9 protein-coding genes and 1 riboswitch are annotated in these 18,303 nt (G+C 64.9%); of the genes, 4 read left to right on the top strand and 5 right to left on the bottom strand.

Annotation, left to right across the window (positions count from 1 at the left end):
* Positions 1-48 precede the first annotated feature (48 nt).
* Positions 49-705, top strand: coding sequence for a pyridoxamine 5'-phosphate oxidase family protein (locus AC07VH_RS19275; RefSeq protein ID WP_494787473.1), 657 nt, complete (start codon positions 49-51; stop codon positions 703-705).
* An 88-nt stretch (positions 706-793) separates the two neighbouring features.
* Positions 794-1,621, top strand: coding sequence for a class I SAM-dependent methyltransferase (locus AC07VH_RS19270; RefSeq protein ID WP_494787474.1), 828 nt, complete (start codon positions 794-796; stop codon positions 1,619-1,621).
* 58 nt (positions 1,622-1,679) lie between these two features.
* Here the strand turns inward: AC07VH_RS19270 and AC07VH_RS19265 are convergent, their stop codons facing one another.
* From AC07VH_RS19265 to AC07VH_RS19250, 4 genes are all read right to left on the bottom strand, one after another.
* Complete coding sequence (locus tag AC07VH_RS19265; RefSeq protein ID WP_489629156.1) at positions 1,680-1,865, bottom strand: hypothetical protein; 186 nt, start codon at positions 1,863-1,865, stop codon at positions 1,680-1,682.
* Between the two features lie 278 nt (positions 1,866-2,143).
* Positions 2,144-3,781 carry a serine hydrolase gene (locus AC07VH_RS19260; protein WP_494787475.1) on the bottom strand — a complete coding sequence of 546 codons (1,638 nt, stop codon included), beginning with the start codon at positions 3,779-3,781 and terminating at the stop codon, positions 2,144-2,146.
* 23 nt (positions 3,782-3,804) lie between these two features.
* On the bottom strand, positions 3,805-5,664 hold the full coding sequence (locus tag AC07VH_RS19255; protein WP_494787476.1) for a M1 family metallopeptidase: 1,860 nt from the start codon (positions 5,662-5,664) through the stop codon (positions 3,805-3,807).
* Positions 5,665-5,782: 118 nt separating this feature from the next.
* A complete protein-coding gene (locus tag AC07VH_RS19250; RefSeq protein ID WP_494787477.1) occupies positions 5,783-8,176 on the bottom strand; it encodes a M1 family aminopeptidase in 2,394 nt (797 codons plus the stop codon).
* Positions 8,177-8,321: 145 nt separating this feature from the next.
* Positions 8,322-8,491, top strand: a riboswitch (yybP-ykoY riboswitch).
* A gap of 21 nt (positions 8,492-8,512) precedes the next feature.
* On the opposite strand from AC07VH_RS19250, the gene AC07VH_RS19245 reads away from it, so the two are divergent.
* Both AC07VH_RS19245 and AC07VH_RS19240 read left to right on the top strand, forming a co-directional pair.
* Positions 8,513-9,088, top strand: a complete 576-nt coding sequence (locus AC07VH_RS19245) for a TMEM165/GDT1 family protein (protein WP_436497821.1) — start codon at positions 8,513-8,515, stop codon at positions 9,086-9,088.
* Between the two features lie 112 nt (positions 9,089-9,200).
* Complete coding sequence (locus AC07VH_RS19240) at positions 9,201-9,431, top strand: hypothetical protein (RefSeq protein ID WP_494787478.1); 231 nt, start codon at positions 9,201-9,203, stop codon at positions 9,429-9,431.
* Here the strand turns inward: AC07VH_RS19240 and AC07VH_RS19235 are convergent.
* Entirely contained in the window at positions 9,417-18,044 is an 8,628-nt protein-coding gene (locus tag AC07VH_RS19235) for a glycoside hydrolase family 94 protein (RefSeq protein WP_494787678.1), read from the bottom strand. The two genes, AC07VH_RS19240 and AC07VH_RS19235, sit on opposite strands and share 15 nt — an antisense overlap.
* Between the last annotated feature and the right edge of the window lie 259 nt (positions 18,045-18,303).

The raw sequence follows: 18,303 nt of genomic DNA, 5'->3' as shown, positions 1-18,303 counted from the left end.
ATGCCGATTATAGTGCGGCCTGCTTCTTCAACCAACCGGACCTCCGCCATGACCGCTACCGCCCTGCCTCCCAGCCCCCGTACCCGCGTGCGCCGCGTCGCCGAACTGGCCAGCTATGAGCAAGCCGCCCTGTACGCCATCGTCGATGCCGCCTACCTGTGCCATATCGCCTTCCACGACGACAAGGGCAGCCATTGCATCCCGACCGCCTGCTGGCGCATCGAAGGCCACCTGTACATCCACGGTTCGAACGGCAGCCGCATGCTCAAACGCTTGCAAGACAGCGACGTCTGCGTGACCATCACCCATCTCGACGGCTTGGTGCTGGCGCGCTCGGCCTTCAATCACACGATGAACTACCGCTCGGCGATGGTGTACGGTCAGTTTGAAAAAGTAAGCGATATCGGCCAGCAGCATGCGGCCATGGACGCGCTGATGGAAAAGCTGGCGCCGGGGCGTCTGCCGCACGTGCGCGGCGGCAGCGCCAAGGAATACGCGGCCACCACCGTGCTGCGCATCGCGCTCGACGAATATGCCGTCAAGCAGCGTCAGGGCGGCCCGCTCGACGACGCGGGCGACATGGCGCATATCGTCTGGACGGGCGAACTGCCGTTTACCCACGGCCGTGGCGCGGCCATTGCCGATGCGCTCAACACCAGCGACATGCCCGCGTATGCCGCCGCCTGGAGCACGGAATCCGCTTGACCGGCCAGCGTGCTTGCCCGATGATCGGCATTGATGGCGATCGCCACCAAGTTAGCAACCGATCCAATCACGCATGGAGCATATGATGATGAAGCGAGTATCCCTGGCCGCGGCCCTGACGGTCATGCTGGCCTGTGGCGGCAGCGGCGCGGCGCTGGCCGCCGATGCGGGCGACGCGGCGCTGAAGGCGGCCATTGCCGGCAGTGCGCGCACGCCAGCCAATGCGCTGCGCGACAGCGCCCGCCACCCGTATGAAACACTGACGTTCTTCGGCATCAAGCCGACCATGACGGTGGTGGAACTGGCGCCCGGCGGCGGCTGGTACACGGAGATCCTGGCGCCCTACTTGCGCGACAACGGCAAGCTGATCGCCGCCGGCAACGACCCGCAATCGGCCAGCGAAGGCGCCCGCCGTGGCGCGGCGCGCTTCCAGCAAAAACTCGACGCCAACCCGGCCGCCTTCGGCAAGGTGGAAATCGGCGCCTTCGCGCCCCCCACCACCTACCGCATCGCGCCCAAGGGCACGGCCGACATGGTGCTCACCTTCCGCAATATTCACAACTGGATACCGATCGGCGAAGCGGGCATGCAGACCCTGTTCAAGGAGGTGTATGACAGCCTGAAACCGGGCGGCGTCTTCGGCGTCGTCGAGCATCGCCTGCCGGCGCACAAGGCGCAGGACGCCACGGCCAGCAGCGGCTACATGCACGAAGCGTATGTGATCAGGCTGGCCGAAGGCGCGGGCTTCAAGCTGGCGGGCAAGTCGGACATCAACGCCAATCCGAAAGACACGGCGGACCATCAGGGCGGCGTCTGGGCGCTGCCGCCCACCTACGCCAACAAGGATGTGGACCGGGCCAGGTACGCGGCCATCGGCGAGAGCGACCGCATGACCTTGAAGTTCGTCAAGCCATAGTCAATCCAACGGCGGCGTGCCGATCCGGCGCGCCGCCCGAGCACGGATCTAGATCCAGCTACAGGTGGATGCCGTACACGCCGCACAGGCGCTTGACCAGGGTGCAGGAACTGGCATCGCCATCCACCACGCACGCGGTGTAGGCTTCCTCGCAGGTTTCGCGCGATGGCAGGGCATACGCGGAAGAACTGACGGCGCCGGCAAAACCGACGGCGGCGCAAAAGACGAATACAGCTTTTTTCACATTGATCATTTTTATCCCATTCCCAAGAGTTGAGTCGTTATAAAAACCATGGCACAAGCGCCAGCCGCCCGCATTCAGCTATCTCCCAGGCATATGGCGCATGGAAATAGTAGCAGCTTGAAAAGTTAGTAAATGCGCAAACAAGAAATCAAGATAACGTTTCTTTTTCATCCCTTTTCATGGAATAAAAACCGGCCCGCCCCCCCTCCCGTCGCGCATTTGCATGGCGACAGGCGAAAAAAAACCGCAGCCCAGGCTGCGGTTCTTGTAGCGACCCCTTACTTCTTCGCTTCCTTCGGCTTCACGGGCACCAGGCTCAGGTCCTGGAAGTCGTAGCTGAAATCCGTCTCGGCCGACACGGGCGCCATCTTCACGCGGTCGATGCTGCCATCGGGGTTGAGCGAGAACGTCACGTAGGCATCGGCATTGAAGTTGCGCTCTTTCCAGCGCACGATGAAGGTGTCGTGCTGCCAGTGTTCCAGCTCGCCCGTCAGGTCCGGCGTGCGCGTGAAGCTGAGGATGTGTTTTTTGCCTTCCGGCCTGATCACGACCTTGCCATACCAGGCGTCCTCATACTCGCCGTCGTACGCCGCCAGCGGCAGCGACGGTTGCGATTTCGCCGCGCGCGCGCTCGACGCCTTGCCCTGCTTTTTCACTTCTTCAGCATGCTGGTCCTGCTCCACCTTGGCCACCAGCGCCAGCCAGTCCGACGGCGCCGCCTGCAGGTAATGGTCGAGGATGCGCCATTGCAGCGCCGTCATGGAGCCGCCATTTTCCGCATTGGTAAGGATGGCCACGCCCAGTTTCGCTTCCGGCACCATCACCACGCGCGAATAGAATCCCTGCAGCGCGCCGCCGTGCATGGCGACCTTCATGCCCTTGTAGTCGCGCAGCTGGAAGCCCAGGCCATATGCGCTGAAGTTCGGTTTCGTCGCGGCCAGCGCCGGCTTCGGCTCAGGAATCTTGATCGGCGTTTGCGCCGTCCACATTTCGCGGCCCTGCTTTTCGCTGAACAGGCGCGCTTCCTTGCCGTCCTTGCCCTGCACGCCGGCGATCTTGCCGCCGTCGAGCAGCACCATCATCCACTTGGCGATGTCTTCCGCATTCGTGTTGATGCCGACGGCGCCCACGGCGTTCGGCACGGGCATCGATTTGACGGCGGCGATCCTGCCGTCGATCTTGCTGTGCGCGCTGGCGACGTCGGGATTGCCCGCATTCTCGGCCAGGCTGGTGGTGGTGCCCGTCATGCCCAGCGGCGCCAGGATGCGTTCGTGCATGGCCTCGCCCCAGCTTTTTCCCGCCTTGTCGGCGATGATCTTGCCGGCCACGATATACAGCAGGTTATCGTAGGCATAGCTGTTGCGAAAACTCGTGGCCGGACGGATGTAGCGCAGCTTCTCGATGATCTCGTCGGTGCTGAACGTGGTGGTGGGCCACCACAGCAAGTCGCCGGCGCCCAGGCCCAGGCCGCTGCGGTGCGTCAGCAGATCGCGGATGGTCATGGCGCCCGTGACGTAGGAATCGTGCATCTGGAAGCCGGGCAGATGCTTGGTGACGGGATCGTCCCAGGCCAGCTTGCCCTCGTCGACCAGCATGGCCAGCGCGGCGGCCGTGAAACCCTTCGAGTTCGATGCCACCTCGAATACGGTCTGCGCATCGACGGCGGCCGCTTCGCCCAGCTTGCGCACGCCAAAACCCCTGGCGGTGACGACCTTGCCATCCTTGACGATGGCGATCGCCATGCCGGGCACGTCGAACACTTTCAGGGCGGTGGCGACGTCGCGCTCAAGATCGAAGGCCGGCGCAGGCGCGGGCGCTGCGGCAACGACGGGGGCGGCGTCAAATGCCAGCGCCGGCACGGTGATGCCGGAAAACGCCAGCACGATGGCGGCGGCGAGACGGTTCATGGTATGCATGGTCAAGGTGTCCAAAGAAAGGTTCAATGCGCTTGCGCGGCCATCAATTTATCGACGCTTTCCTGCGTCACCGGGTGGTAGCGTTCGCGCGCCTGCGCATACACGTCCCTGGCCCAGGCATGGCCTTGCGGCGTCTTCATCAAGGCGCTGTACAGGGGCACGACGAACTTCTGGCGACCCACGCTCAGCAGGAATGCCTGCAAGGGCTGGCGCACGTCGTAGCCGGCGTTCACGGAGGCCAGATAGAAGCGGTAGGCGACTTCATTGTTCCCGCTCTTGCCCACGCCGTAGACCTGGTCCAGCTCACGCAATTGCGCCGCGCTGGCCTTGTTGTTGATGTCGTTCAGGAAGTGCATCGATTCGATGGCGATCCACTTGTCCATGCCCAGGTCTTTCGTCGCCAGCTCGCCTTTCAGCCAGGCGTCGCGGTGCTGGTCGAGCAGCGCCAGGCGCGGCGAGACGACGCGCTGCGCGCTGGCCGGCACGCCCGTGCCATACAGCCATTCCTCGAGCTCCGCTTCCGGCATGACGTCCGGATGCCGCGCCAGCAGGTTCTTGCGCAGGTAGGCGATGAACTGCTCCGTCGTCACGCTCTGGAACGCATGCTGGTCGAACCAGCCGCGCAGGAAGGGATCGAACACGGCGCGGCCGGCGCGGCGCTCCATGGTGGCCAGGAACCAGGCGCCCTTCGGGTAGATGATGCCGTCATCCGTGTACGTTTCCGCCGGGTTGGCGTCGGCGTCGCGCGTGATCAGCGCCGTTTTCGCGGCCGGCAATTCGCGGATCGAGGCGGCCAGTTCTTCCTGGTCGACCTGCACGCCCATCTGCGCCACGTCGCTGCCGTACAGCTGCTCGACGATGCGCGTTGTGACGTAGGTGGTGAAGCCTTCGTTGAGCCACATGTGCTTCCACGAGGCGTTGGTGACCAGGTTGCCCGACCACGAGTGGGCCAGTTCATGCGCGATCAGGTCGACCAGGCTGCGGTCGCCCGCGATCATGGTCGGCGTGAGGAAGGTCAGGCGCGGGTTTTCCATGCCGCCGTAGGGGAACGACGGCGGCAGCACGATCATGTCGTAGCGCCCCCAGCCATACGGGCCGTACAGCGCCTCGGCAGCCTGGATCATCTTTTCCGTGTCGGCCAGTTCGTATTCGGCCGCCTTGATGCGCGGCGGTTCCGCATACACGGCGGAGCGTGGGCCGAGCTTGCGCACTTCCAGTTCGCCGATGGCGATCGCCAGCAGGTACGAGGGAATCGGCTGCGGCATCCTGAATTTCCAGCCGCCCTTGCCGGTCGCCTTTTCGTCGTTCTCGGCGCTCATCACGACGCGCATGCCAGCTGGCGCATCGATGCGCGCGCTATACGTAAAGCGCACGGCCGGCGTATCCTGCGACGGCACCCAAGAGCGGGCGTTGATGCTTTGCGACTGGCTGAACATGAACGGCAGCTTGCCAGACATCGTCTGCTGCGGCGTGAGCCACTGCAGCGCAATCGCGTTCGGCGCCGTGTGATAGTAGACGCGCACCTTGCCCGGCTGGCCCGTGGTGGTGATGCGCAGCGCCTGGCCCTTTTCCGGGTCAGCCTTGTCCAGCTGGTACGGCGCCATCTGCCAGGCGCCGCGCTTGTCCTGTACCTGCACCTTGGCGATCGACAGGTCGCGCGTATCGAGCACCAGCGTGCGCGCCGCCGGGTCGATCCAGTTCAAGGACAGCTCGGCATAGCCGGACAGCGTCTTTTGCTTGAAGTCGGCTTTCAGGTCCAGCTGCAGGTCGCGCGTGCGCACCTGGTCGTAACGCGCGTAGCTGAGGGGGTCGGCGTGCGCAGCCAGGGTCACCTGGCAAAGTAGCGCACAGCCCAGCGCGCGCAGGAAGGTCAAAGTTTGCATGGTCGTCTTTTGAATGATTTGCGAAAGCCCCGGTCCGTGTGCGCCGGGGCGTCGCGCAGAATAGCACTTCCGGCGCAGGCCGGCAGAAAAAAGCGCCGGACTGGCCGGCGCTGTTTCGCTATTTTGCTTCTGCCCTGGCTTGCGGCTTGGCCTCGGGCGCCTTCAGCGGCACATTAAAATCCTTCATCAGGTTATGCTTGTCCCGGTCCTGCTTGAACAGCTCCAGGCGCGACGGCGTGATCTTTCGCGGCCAGCTATTGTTGCTGGTGTCGATGTCGGCCGTCTCCCAGTACGGGTCCTGCACCAGGCCCACCATCGGCTCGTCCGTGATGATCACCTTGCTGATCTTGTGCGGCGCGTAGCGCCACACTTCGGCCGGCACGCGCTCGATAATTTTCTTGCCGCTTTTCAGTTCGATTTCCAGGATCAGCGGCATCACCAGGCCGCCGAGATTCGAAAAGTCGACCAGGTACAGATGCTTGCCCATGTTGTGCTGTTCCAGCAGATTTTTCTCCCACGGCTCCAGCGTTTCCTGCTCTTCCGCATAGCTGTTGCGGTCCTTGTTGGTGACCGTGAATTCATCGTGCCGGTTATAGAAATCCTTCAGCGCCGGATCGGTATCGACCTTCTTCGGCAGCGCCTTGTTGCGCTGGTCCGAGATCGAGATGGGCTGCGCCGCCTTCTGCGCCTTCTTCCACGCCTTTTCCGTTTCCGGATTCTTCGTGCTCACGCCATATTCACTGATGCCGTCGATGCTGATGTCGACGGCGTCGGTGGTATAGAACCAGCCGCGCCAGAACCAGTCCAGGTCCGTGCCGGAAGCGTCTTCCATGGTGCGGAAAAAGTCGGCGGGCGTCGGGCGCTTGAACTTCCAGCGCAAGGCGTACTGCTTGAAGGCGAAGTCGAACAGCTCGCGCCCGAGGATGGTTTCGCGCAGGATGTTGAGGGCCGTGGCCGGCTTGTCGTAGGCGTTCGCCGTGAACTGCAGCAAGGACTCGGAATTGGTCATGATGGGCACCTGGTTCTGGCTGCGCATGTAGTCGACGATCTTGCGCGGCTCGCCATTCCAGGACGGGAAATGCTCTTCCCACGCCTGTTCGGCCAGGTACTGCAGGAAGGAATTGAGGCCCTCGTCCATCCACGTCCACTGGCGCTCGTCCGAGTTGACGATCATCGGGAAATAATTGTGGCCCACCTCGTGGATGATCACGCCGATCAGGTCATATTTGGCCGTCTTCGAATACGTGATTTCACCCGTCTTCTTGTCCTTCACGGGACGCCCGCCATTGAACGCAATCATCGGATACTCCATGCCGCCCACGGCGCCATTGACGGAGATCGCGTTCGGATACGGATAGTCGAAACTGTACTTGTTGTACTGCTCGATCGCGTGCACGACGGCGCGCGTGCTGTACTGCTGCCACAGCGGATTGCCCTCGTTCGGATAGTAGGACATGGCCATCACGCGCTTGCCGCCGCTGTCCAAACCCTGCGCATCCCAGATGAACTTGCGGCTCGAGGCCCATGCCACGTCGCGCACATTGGCCGCCTTGAAGTGCCAGGTCTTCATCCCCGCCGGCTTGCCCTTTTCCGCCGCCAGCGCCTCGGCGGGCGTGATCACCAGCAGCGGCGTCGCGCTGTTTTTCGCCCGCGCCAGGCGCTCGCGCTGCGCCGCGCTCAACACGGCAGCAGGATTTTGCAGTTCCCCCGTGGCGGCCACCACGTGGTCGGCAGGCACGGTCAGGTACAGCTCGTAGTCGCCAAACTCCAGCGTGAATTCGCCGGAGCCGAGGAATTGCTTGTGCTGCCAGCCGGCGGTGTCGTAATACGCGGCCATGCGGGGAAACCACTGCGCGATCTGGAAAATCGCGTTCTTGTCGTCTTCAAAATACTCGTAGCCGGAGCGCTCGACGAGCACCTTCTGGTCATTGATCTGATACGACCAGTCGATATTGAACGTGATGCTCTGGCCGGGCGCCAGCGCCACCGGCAGATCGATGCGCAGCATGGTCTGGTTGACCACATATGGCAGCGGCTTGCCGCTGGCCGCTTTCACGGCGCTGAGCTTGAAGCCGCCGTCAAACTCGCGGCCCGCATGGATGGCGCGCAAGTCCTCGAATTTCAGCGCTTCGTCTTCGTTGCCGCTCAGCCAGGCCTGGCGCGACGGCGCGCTCAGGACGCGGCGCTGGTCGGCATCCTGGCGCAAGCCATTCTGGTCCAGCTGCAGCCACAGATACGCGAGGCTGTCGGGCGAGCGGTTGTGATAGGTGATCTGCTCGCTGGCCGTGATGGCGCGGCGCGCTTCATCGAGCGTGGCGCGGATCACGTAATCGGCGCGCTGCTGCCAGTAGGCGTGACCGGGCGCGCCGGACGCGGTGCGGTAGCTGTTCGGCGTGGGCAGCAGTTCTTCCAGCTGGCGGAACTTGTCGTCGAAGGGCGCGGCGGCGCACAGGCCGGGCAAGGGAGCAAACAAGGTCAAACACAAGGCAAGCAAGCGGACAAGGACCGGCATGGCGCATTCCATCTGGGAGTCGTGGACAGAACTGCATTCTAAGTCGAGTCTGTTTGCAATCGATCATTGTTGTGGAAGTCCCACACGCAGCACGGCGCCGGCGGCCGGCAGCACTGGCGCAGAAACAGGCATAGGCGTATGATGCGCCTCGAACATTGGGGAGTAGTCGTCCCGCGGTCCTGCCGCGGGAACCTGTATCAACATGATTGGCCCGCAGGCCATGGTGCAGGTGGTTGCAAAACTTGACGAGACCATTGATCCAGGGCGGCCGCATGGGCCGGAGTCGCCCGTGGATCATTGGTTAATTCGTCCGGCCCACGTACCTCTTGCACTCTCATGGAAGCATTCCTCATCTCCACCGGCATCGTCGGTCTCGCTGAAATCGGCGACAAAACCCAACTCCTGGCCTTTCTGCTGGCCGCCAAATTCCGCAAGCCCCTGCCCATCGTGCTGGCGATTTTCGTCGCCACCGTCGCCAACCACGCGTTCGCCGCCGCCGTCGGCGCCTGGATCACCAGCATGCTGGGCCCCGACGTGCTGCGCTGGGTGCTGGGCGTGTCGTTCCTGGCCATGGCCGCCTGGACCCTGATCCCCGACAAGCTCGATGAAGACGAGACGAAACTGGCCAGGTACGGCGTCTTCCTGACCACCCTGATCGCCTTCTTCATGGCGGAAATGGGAGACAAGACGCAGGTGGCGACGGTGGCGCTGGCGGCGCGCTACCACGATATCGTTTCCGTCGTGCTAGGCACCACCTTCGGCATGATGCTGGCCAACGTGCCAGCCGTCTACCTGGGCGACAGGATCGCCAACCGCGTCCCGCTGCGCCTCGTGCATGGCATCGCGGCCCTGATCTTTGCCGTGCTGGGTGTCGCCACCCTGCTGGGTGCGGGCGCGGCGCTGGGATTTTGAGACAGCCTGGATAATTTCTCATTTACAATATTCATGCTCATAATTACAATGTCGGCGACATGAATACCGGCGCGCCGATCCGGAACGGTCAGCGCGCTTTCTTGAGGAATATATGCAGTTGAACAGAAAAGCGGCGGCGCTGTGCCTAGCCGCTTGCGCCAGCCAGCTCCCCGCCGCCATGGCGGCACCCTTGCACCGCCACCGGACGGCAATGCCATCCGCGCCCGAAGTACGCACGCGCGACCTGCTGCTGTTCGGCGCCGGCCTGGTCCTGCTGGCAGGCCGGCGGCGCCCCGAGCAAGAGAAGTGGCAAGACACAACGACAAGACTACAGCAGCAGTAGCACCGCATACTCGCGGCCCTCGTCGCGCAGGGCGATGCTGTTGCCGCCCTGTGCCACGCCATCGAGCGACAGCCCCGCGGGCCGCCCCTGCGCCAGCTCCACCGTGATGGCATAGCTGCTGGCGCCGAAGCGGTAATGCAGCTTGAAGCTGTCCCATTCGGCCGGCATGGACGGCGCCAGGCGCAGCACGTTCGCTTCGCGCGTCAAGCCGAGCAAGGATTCGACGATCAGGCGATACAGCCAGCCCGACGATCCCGTGTACCAGCTCCAGCCGCCGCGTCCCACGTGCGGCGCCACGGCATACACGTCGGCCGTCACCACGTACGGTTCCACCTTGTAGCACGCCACCGCCTGCGCGTCGACGCCATGGCGCACGGGATTGATCATGCGCAGCAGCTCCCACGCCTTTTCGCCATCGCCCATGCGGGCAAACGCCATCGCCGTCCAGATGGCAGCATGCGTGTACTGCCCGCCGTTTTCGCGCACGCCCGGCACATAGCCGCGGATGTAGCCGGGATTGAGGTCGGCCTTGTCGAACGGCGGGTCGAGCAGCTGGATCACGCCGGAATCGCGGCGCACGAGGCGCGCATCGACCTGGCGCATGGCGCCGGCGACCCGCTCCTTGTTGGCGGCACCCGACAGCACGCCCCAGCTTTGCGAAATCGAATCGATCTGGCATTCCTCGTTCGTGTGCGAGCCCAGTGGCGTACCGTCGTCGAAATACGCGCGCCGGTACCACTCGCCATCCCATGCATGCTCCTCGACGTTGGCCGCCAGTTTCACGGCTTCGTCGCGGCAGAACTGGGCGAACGCAGCGTCGCCGCGCAGCATGGCCACTTCGGCGAAACGCTGCAGCACTTCGTACAGGAAGAAGGCCAGCCACACGCTCTCGCCCTTGCCATGTTCGCCCACCTTGTCCATGCCGTCGTTCCAGTCGCAGGAACCGATCAGCGGCAAGCCGTGCACGCCCATGCGCAAGCCATGGCGGATGGCGCGTACGCAATGCTCGTACAGGTCGGCCGACTCGCCCGAACGCACGGGCAAGTCATAGTAGGAATCCTCTTCCGGCTTGACGGCCCGTCCCTCGATGAAGGGCGCCACTTCCGACAGCACGTTGACGTCGCCCGTGGCGATCACATAGCGGCAGGCGGCCAGCGGCAGCCACAGGTAATCGTCGGAGCAGTGCGTGCGCACGCCCCGGTCCGACGGCGGATGCCACCAGTGCTGCACGTCGCCTTCGACAAACTGGTGCGCCGCGCACAGCAGCAAGTGCTTGCGCAGCAATTGCGGCGCCGTGTGGATCATCGCCATCGCATCCTGCAGCTGGTCGCGGAAACCGTAGGCGCCGCCGGACTGGTAATAGCCGCTGCGCGCCCACAAACGGCAGGCGATGGTCTGGTACATCAGCCAGCCATTGGCGATCACGTCGAGCGACGGATCGGGCGTCTCGATGCGCACGGCGCCCAGAGTGGTGTCCCAGTGCGCGTGTACCGCGTCGAGCGCCATGCGGGCCGCTTCCTTGCCCGCATGGCGCTGCACCATGGTGCTGGCGTCGGCATTGCGGCGCCCGCCCACGCCGAGCAGGAAGACGATCTCGCGCTCCTGTCCCGGCTGCAGTTCGAACGGCACCTGGATGGCGGCACACTGGTCCAGCCCCGTGCCCGCCTTGCCGGACAGGCGCACGCGGCGCAGCGCCGCCGGCTGCGCCAGGCTGCCGTTGCGGCCGATGAATTCATTGCGGTCGCAGGTAATCGAGCGGATGCTGGCGTCCGTATTGAAAAAGCCGACGCGGCCGGAAAACTCCGTGTTGTAGTTATTGCGCGCAAACAGCGCGCCGCTGATCGTATCGACTTCGGTGGCCACATGCATGCCGGACTTGGCGCGCAGGTCGGCCATCACCCATTCCACGTAACCGGTGACGGACAGGCGGCGCGGCACGCCGCTGTCGTTGCGCACCTTGATGACCGAGTATTTGACGGCCGCATCGAGCGCCACATAGGTGCACAACTCGGTGGCGATGCCGCCCTCGCTGTGCTCAAAAATGCTGTAGCCGAAACCGTGGCGCGTCACGTAGTCACCGCTGCCGCGCGCGGGCAGGGACGAGGGCGACCAGAACTGACCGCTCTGCTCGTCGCGCACATAAAACGCTTCGCCCGACAGGTCGGACACGGGGTCGTTCTGCCATGGCGTGAGGCGGAATTCATGCGCGTTCTCGCTCCACGTGTACGCCTGCCCGGCTTCCGACACCACCGTGCCGAACTGCGCATTGGCCAGCACGTTCGACCACGGCGCCGGCGTCTGTTTGCCTTCTGCCGTGGTGATCACGTATTCGCGCCCATCGGGCGTGAAACCGCCGAGGCCATTTTCCAGGATCAGCTCGCGCTGCGGCGCCCGGTGCGGCACGCCGCCATGCTCGCGCGCAGGGTCCTGCAGCAGCGGCGGCATGCGCAGCACGGGGCTCGGCGGGCGCTTGACCTGCTCGGCCAGGGTGCCGCGCAAATCGCTGATGATGGCGCGCGCCACCGATTGCAGCAAGATGCGGTCTTCATTGGCGATCTGCTCGGCCAGGCGCACGAAGATGCCGCCCGGGCGGTCGATCGCCTGCGCATCGATGCCCGAGGCGATCAAGCCCATGATCTGGTCGTGCAGCAGCTGGCGGTAGCCCGACTGCTCTTCGTACCAGATCACCAGGTCGACGATCAATCCTTTCAGGCGCCAATAGGCATGCGCCTGCACCATCTGGCGCGCCAGTTCGATATTGGCCGCGTCGCGTATCTGCAGCAGCACGATGGGCAGGTCGCCGGAAATCGCATACGCCCAAAGGCCGGACTGGCCGCGCTGGTTCTTGATCAGGATGCTCGCTTCGGCACGCAGGGCCGCATTCGGGTAGATTACGGCGTTGGCCAGGCGCGCATACAGCTGCGCGTCCGCTTCGCTGGCGTTCAACTGGCGCAGCACCACCTGGCTGTGCGTCCAGGCCAGTTCGAAGACGCGGTCGGCCAGATGGCGGTCCTGGTATTTGTCGATCAGGTGCAGCGCCGCCTCGCGCTGCTCCACCATGCCGGTGACGCTGTCGACGGTGACGGCCTGGTCGGGTTCGAGCGTGATGACGTAGCGGATGGCCACGATGGGGTCGAGCACGGAACCGTGGCCGCCGCTGAGCGGCCCGTCGTCCTGCAGCGCCTGCGGCAGCTGCGCCGTGTTGCCGCGGCCGATGAAGCGCGCGCGGTCCGTCTCGAACGACACTTCGTAGCGCTCGATATCGTGCACGGTCATCACATGCAGCAGCCACGGCATCTGCTCGTCTTTCGAGCGGGGCCGGCGCGTGCACAGGATCGCCTTTTCATGCGCAAGGATTTCCGTCTGCACGAACAGTTTGCTGAACGCGGGATGGGCCGCGTCGGCCGCCGCCGGCGCCATCACCACTTCGGCAAAGCTGGTGATCTCGATGCGCCGCTGGCGGTTCGAATTATTGCTGATGCGGGTGCGGCGGATTTCGATGTCGTCCTCGGGCGAGACGACGATTTCCGTGTACAGGTCGAGGCCATGGTCGGCGCGGCGGAACTCGGCCCGCCCTTCCGAAAAAATCACTTCGTATTTCTTCGGTTCGGCCAGGGTCGGCTGGTACATGGTGGACCAGACTTCACCGTCGTCGAGGTCGCGCAGGTAGCAGAAATTGCCCCAGTTGTCGCGCGTGCTGTCTTCGCGCCAGCGCGTCACGGACAGGTCTTTCCAGCGGTTGTAGCTGCCGCCCGCATTGCTCACCATGACGTGGTAGCGGCCATTCGACAGCAGCTGCGTTTCGGGCACGGCGCTGTTGGCCTGCGTAAGGATGCGCATCGGCATGGCCTGCTCGGGCGCGCCGCTGCGCAGCACCGCCAGTTCGGCCGTGTTCGAGTAAAACGCGCCGGCCTGCGGCGTGCGTTCCTGCAGCACCAGCAAGGCCGATTGCAGCAGCGGATCGGATTCGAAACGGCGCTGCATCGGGCGGTCGTGCAGCAGGTAGCTGAGGGCCAAAAAGCCCATGCCCTGGTGGTGCACCATGAAGGAGCGGATGATGGCGCTGCCCTGCCCGCGCGGCAGGCGCGCGGTGGTGAAATCGATCGCTTCAAAGAAGCCGTAGCGCCCCATGTAGCCGGCCGCCTGCATGCGCTGCAGGTTCTGGCACGACGCTTCCGGCTGCACCATCAGGCCCATCATGCTGGCGTACGGCGCCACCACCAGGTCGTCGGCCAGGCCCCGCTTCAGGCCCAGGCCGGGCACGCCAAAGGCGCGGTACTGGTAATTCAGGCTGGCGTCGACCGTGTTGTAGCCGGACTCGGAAATCCCCCACGGCACGTCGCGCTGGCGCCCGTAATCGATCTGCGCCTCGATGACGGAATGGTAGGTCTGGTCGAGCAGGGTATTCGGGTAGTTCGGCATCACCAGCAGCGGCATCAGGTACTCGAACATCGAGCCGCTCCACGACAGCAGCACGGGCTGGCCGGCCACCATGCACAACTGGCGGCCCAGGGCGAACCAGTGCTCCTGCGGCAGCTGCCCCTGGGCGATGGCGATGAAGCTGGCCAGACGCACTTCGGAAGCCAATAAATCGTAGTAGCTGGGATCCAGGCGCCGTTCGCTGACGTTGTAGCCGATGGCCAGCAGCTTGGTCGACGGGTTGTACAGGAAGCCGTATTCGATCTGCGCGAAGTCGCGCGCCTGGCCCGCCGCGTGGGCGATGTCGCGCATGTGGCGGCCCGCCTGTTCGCGTCCCTGCGCCAGCAAGGTGGCCAGCTCGGCAGGCGTGTCTTGCGGCGCTTCCAGGTTGGCCAGTTCGCGCAGGGTCGGCACGCGCAGCCATGCCGCATCGATGCCGGCCTGCGCCGCCCACGGCGCCAGTTGCAGCAGCTCGGCCAGCGCCGCGCGGCACTGGCGCGCCAGCGCGCCCGTCCACATGGACAATTCGCCATCCTCGCTGTGCAGGGTCAGCGACAGCAACGCCTCGGCCGCGCCGTTCGCGGCACTCAGGTAGGCATGCCATTCGGCCAGGGTGGCGGGCGCGGCGGGTGCCTGCAGCAGGCCCATGCTCTCGCGCATGGCCTTGCCCTCGCCTTCGGCGGCGATGAATTCCTGCAGCACCTGCGCCGTCGTGCGGATGCCCTGCGCCACCTGCGCGCCGATGATGGGGGCGTCGTACAGTTCCACCAGTCCCGGCTGCAAGGTCAGCAGATGGCCGGCCAGGTTGCCGCTGTCGACCGTCGAGATATACATCGGCTGCAACGCCTTGAGCGTTTGCGTGTCGTACCAGTTATAGAAATGGCCCTGGAAGCGCTCCAGCTCGCCCATGCTGTGCAAGGTGGCGCGGCTGCGCTCGATCAACTGGCCCAGGGTCACATAGCCGAAATCGTAGGCCGTCAGATTGGCCAGCAGCGCCAGGCCGATATTCGTCGGCGAGGTGCGGTGCGCCACCACCAGGTTCGGATGCTCCTGCATGTTATCGGGCGGCAACCAGTGGTCGTCCGGCCCGACGAAGGTATCGAAATACGCCCAGGTCTTGCGCGCCACGCCATGCAGGAAACGTCCCTGCTCGGCAGACAGGCGCGCCACGGCCCGCTCGATGGGACGGCTGATCCACCAGGCGATGGCGGGCGCGGCCAGCCACAGCAGCAGCACCACGGCGGCGGCGGGCAAGGCGGCCGGGCGCCAGTACAGCAAGGCGCCGAAGGTGGCCAGCGCCAGCGCGGGCGAGCACCACATGGCGCGCCAGCTGTCGGCTTGACTGCCGGAAGAGCTGTGCAGGTTCGAGGCGCGCCAGTCGAGCAAGTGCTTGTGCGACACGCCCAGGCGCCACAGGGTGCGCGCGATGGCGTCCAGGCTGATCCACGCTTCGTACGGCAGGAAGACGAGGGTCAGCATGGCGTGCGAAAACTGCACGCCGCAGCGCCGCTCGAAGGCCGCCAGATGCTGGCGCCACAGGGTGTCGCGCGGCTTGCGCAGCAGATCGTACAGGGCCGAAAAGACGGGCGGCAGGAAGATGATGGCCAGCACGGCCGCGCTCCAGAAGGCCACGTGCGGCAGGAAGCCCCACACCAGCAGCAGCGACAGAGTGGTGGCCGGCGCCACGACGCTGCGGCGCAGGTTGTCGAACAGCTTCCAGCGCGACAGCATCGACAAAGGATTGCGTTCGCGCTTGCCGGCGCGGCCCGGCACCCGGCCCAGCAGCCAGCCGATCAGCTGCCAGTCGCCGCGGATCCAGCGCTGGCGGCGGCTGACGTCGGCGTCGTAGCGGGCCGGATATTCTTCATACAGCTGCGAGTCGCTGAGCAGGCCGGCGCGCAGGTAGCAGCCTTCCAGCAGGTCGTGGCTGAGGATTTTATTGTCTGGCAGGCGCTGGCCCAGCACGCGCTCGAACATGTCGAGGTCATAGATGCCTTTGCCGATGAAAGAGCCTTCATAAAACACGTCCTGGTACAGGTCGGAGACGGTGCGCGTGTACGGGTCGATGCCCGGTTCGCCGCCGCACAGCAGCTCGTAGCGCGACGCGTTCGCGCTGGGCAGGGCCACGGCCACGCGCGGCTGCAGGATGCCGTAGCCGGCCACCACGCGCGTGCCGGCCGCGTCGAGCACGGGACGATTCAGCGGATGCATCATGGTGGCGATGAATTCGCGCGCCGCGTCGCGCGGCAGCTGCGTATCGGTGTCGAGCGTGATCACGTATTTGATCGTGCGCAGGCCGCGCAACTCGCCTTCCACCAACGAGAATCTGTCGCGCGCGCCGCCGCGCAGGAAGGCGTGCAGGTCGGACAATTTGCCGCGCTTGCGCTCCTGCCCCATCCACGCATTCTGCTGCGAATTCCACAGGCGCGGACGGTGCAGCAGCAGGAACGGCCCCACATGGCCCAGCTCTTCCGGGTCGGCCGGGTCGCCGTTGTCCTTGAACTCGGCGCCCTCCACGCGGTATTTCTCGTTCAGGCCACGGATGGTCTCCTGCGCCTGGCGCAGCAGGGCTTCGTCGCCGGGCATCGTTTGCGCGGACGCATCGACAAAGTCCGTCAGCAGGCAGAAACGCAGGTTCGGGTCGCGGTTGGCGAGATAGCGCACTTCCAGCGCCTCGCACAGGGCCGCCACGTTTTCCTGGCTGTAGATCAGGGTCGGCACCACGACGATGCCGCGCGCATCGGACGGAATGCCGGCCTGGTAATCCATGCGCGGCAGCGGATGCGGCGACGTCATCAAGGTTGCCAGCCAGTTCACCACGGCCACGGCCAGCTGGCTGCTGCCCAGCAGCGCCAGCGCGCCCAGCGCCGCCAGGGGCCAGCCCTGCACGCCATGGCGCACGGCGCGCTCGAGCAGCAAGGCGCTCGTCGCCAGGGTCAGGAACGAGATCGCCCCCAGATAGACGGCCAGCGGCGCGGCGCGCGCCGTATGCTGCAGCGCCTCGATGAAGGGCAGCCTGGCGCCAGCCTGCTTTTCCAATACCAGCGCGCCGCGCCCGACCAGGTAAAAGCCGATATGGCCGCGGCGCGCGTCATTGCCGTTGCCGTGCGTGTGCGCCAGCTGCACCACCATTTCGGCCACTTCCACTTCGCTGCGCGCGCTGCGCCTGGCGATGCGTTCGATGGCGTGGCGGTAGCTGTCGCGCGTGGCGAAATCCATCAAGCCATACGTGCCGGCCGGGTCCAGGCGCAGGGTCTGCTCGACCACGCTCATGGTCTCGACGAACTCCTGCCAATCCATGGTGCCGAGAAAACGCAGGCTGCCGATGCTGTTGGCGATCGAGACCTGGTCGGCCGCCTGCTGCCCGATCTCGGACTGGATCTGCTGCTCGATGGTGAGGCCCGACTCGGCCAGCTTGTGCGTCAGCCACGACAGCGCCAGGGTCAGCGAGGAGCTCTGTCCCTGCAGGCGGCGCGACAATTCGGCCACGAAGGCGCTGGTCATCGGCGGATTCGAACGGGCCATGTCGGCCACCAGCAGGATCAAGCCGCTGGGATTGCGCTCGGCGATCTCCGTCATCTGGTCGGCCCAGGTATTGGCCAGGTCCCGCTGCATGCGGTCGTCGGCCACGCGCGCGGCGACGCGGCGCAGGTTTTCGATCAGGGCCAGGCGCAGCATGATGGGCACGGCCCACAGTTCGCCCAAGGTCAAGGTGGCCACGTCCTGGTACGCCTCGACGAAGTGGCACAGGTTTTCCAGGTCGACGCGGCCATCGCCGTGCGAGATGATTTCCAGCGCGATTTTATACACGCGCGGGCAGCCCGCATCCACGCCGGAACTCAGCCGTGGCAACTCCTTGCTGTAATTCTTCGGCAAGTGGCGCCGCGTGGTGCGGATCTGCTCTTCGATCAGGTAAAAATTATCCAGCAGCCATTCCGAGGCGGGCGTGACCTGGCGCCCGCTTTTGACGGTCGCCGTCAGCTCATTGACGGTGGCCGTGATCAGGGCCGCATTGTCGGCCAGGCGCGCCAGCAGGCGGTCGCGGCCATGATGCCTGCCCACCGCATGACCGGCGGCCACGTGCTTGCCGTGGGCGGCCATCTGCATGGCGCTGAATAATTCCGAACGCAGGGGCAAGGCATCGTCGCGCGCGGCGTCGAAGGAGTCCGGTGCAAGGGAATGGTCGCGGAAGATTTCTTTGACTTTGGAAACCTGTTCCTTGATCTGCTGCGTGACAACTGCTGTGTACTCTTTCAACTTGGGCCTCGCTAGGTGCGCGCAGGCAACCAGCGGCCACCGTCATGCGGGCCCAGTCTGGAAGAACACGATCGGACACTGGCGAAGACGGAAAGCGAAGCGCCGGAGCGTTGCGACGAATCTCAGGGTATAGGGAGATTTTCTGAACTTCATCGTAGGGGTGCCCTGTGCGCAAGACCGTGCGCTAGCGTACATA

The organism is Janthinobacterium sp. GW821-FHT03C10 (genome assembly GCF_059420865.1).
Note: the sequence above shows the minus strand (reverse complement) of the source record. Positions and strands in the feature narration are given on the sequence as shown.

Bases quoted from the DNA above. Each gene is read 5' to 3' on its own strand.
- AC07VH_RS19260 (WP_494787475.1), bottom strand. From the start codon at position 3,781: ATGCATACCATGAACCGTCTCGCCGCCGCCATCGTGCTGGCGTTTTCC.
- AC07VH_RS19245 (WP_436497821.1), top strand. From the start codon at position 8,513: ATGGAAGCATTCCTCATCTCCACCGGCATCGTCGGTCTCGCTGAAATC.
- AC07VH_RS19250 (WP_494787477.1), bottom strand. From the start codon at position 8,176: ATGCCGGTCCTTGTCCGCTTGCTTGCCTTGTGTTTGACCTTGTTTGCT.
- AC07VH_RS19270 (WP_494787474.1), top strand. From the start codon at position 794: ATGAAGCGAGTATCCCTGGCCGCGGCCCTGACGGTCATGCTGGCCTGT.
- AC07VH_RS19255 (WP_494787476.1), bottom strand. From the start codon at position 5,664: ATGCAAACTTTGACCTTCCTGCGCGCGCTGGGCTGTGCGCTACTTTGC.
- AC07VH_RS19275 (WP_494787473.1), top strand. From the start codon at position 49: ATGACCGCTACCGCCCTGCCTCCCAGCCCCCGTACCCGCGTGCGCCGC.
- AC07VH_RS19240 (WP_494787478.1), top strand. From the start codon at position 9,201: ATGCAGTTGAACAGAAAAGCGGCGGCGCTGTGCCTAGCCGCTTGCGCC.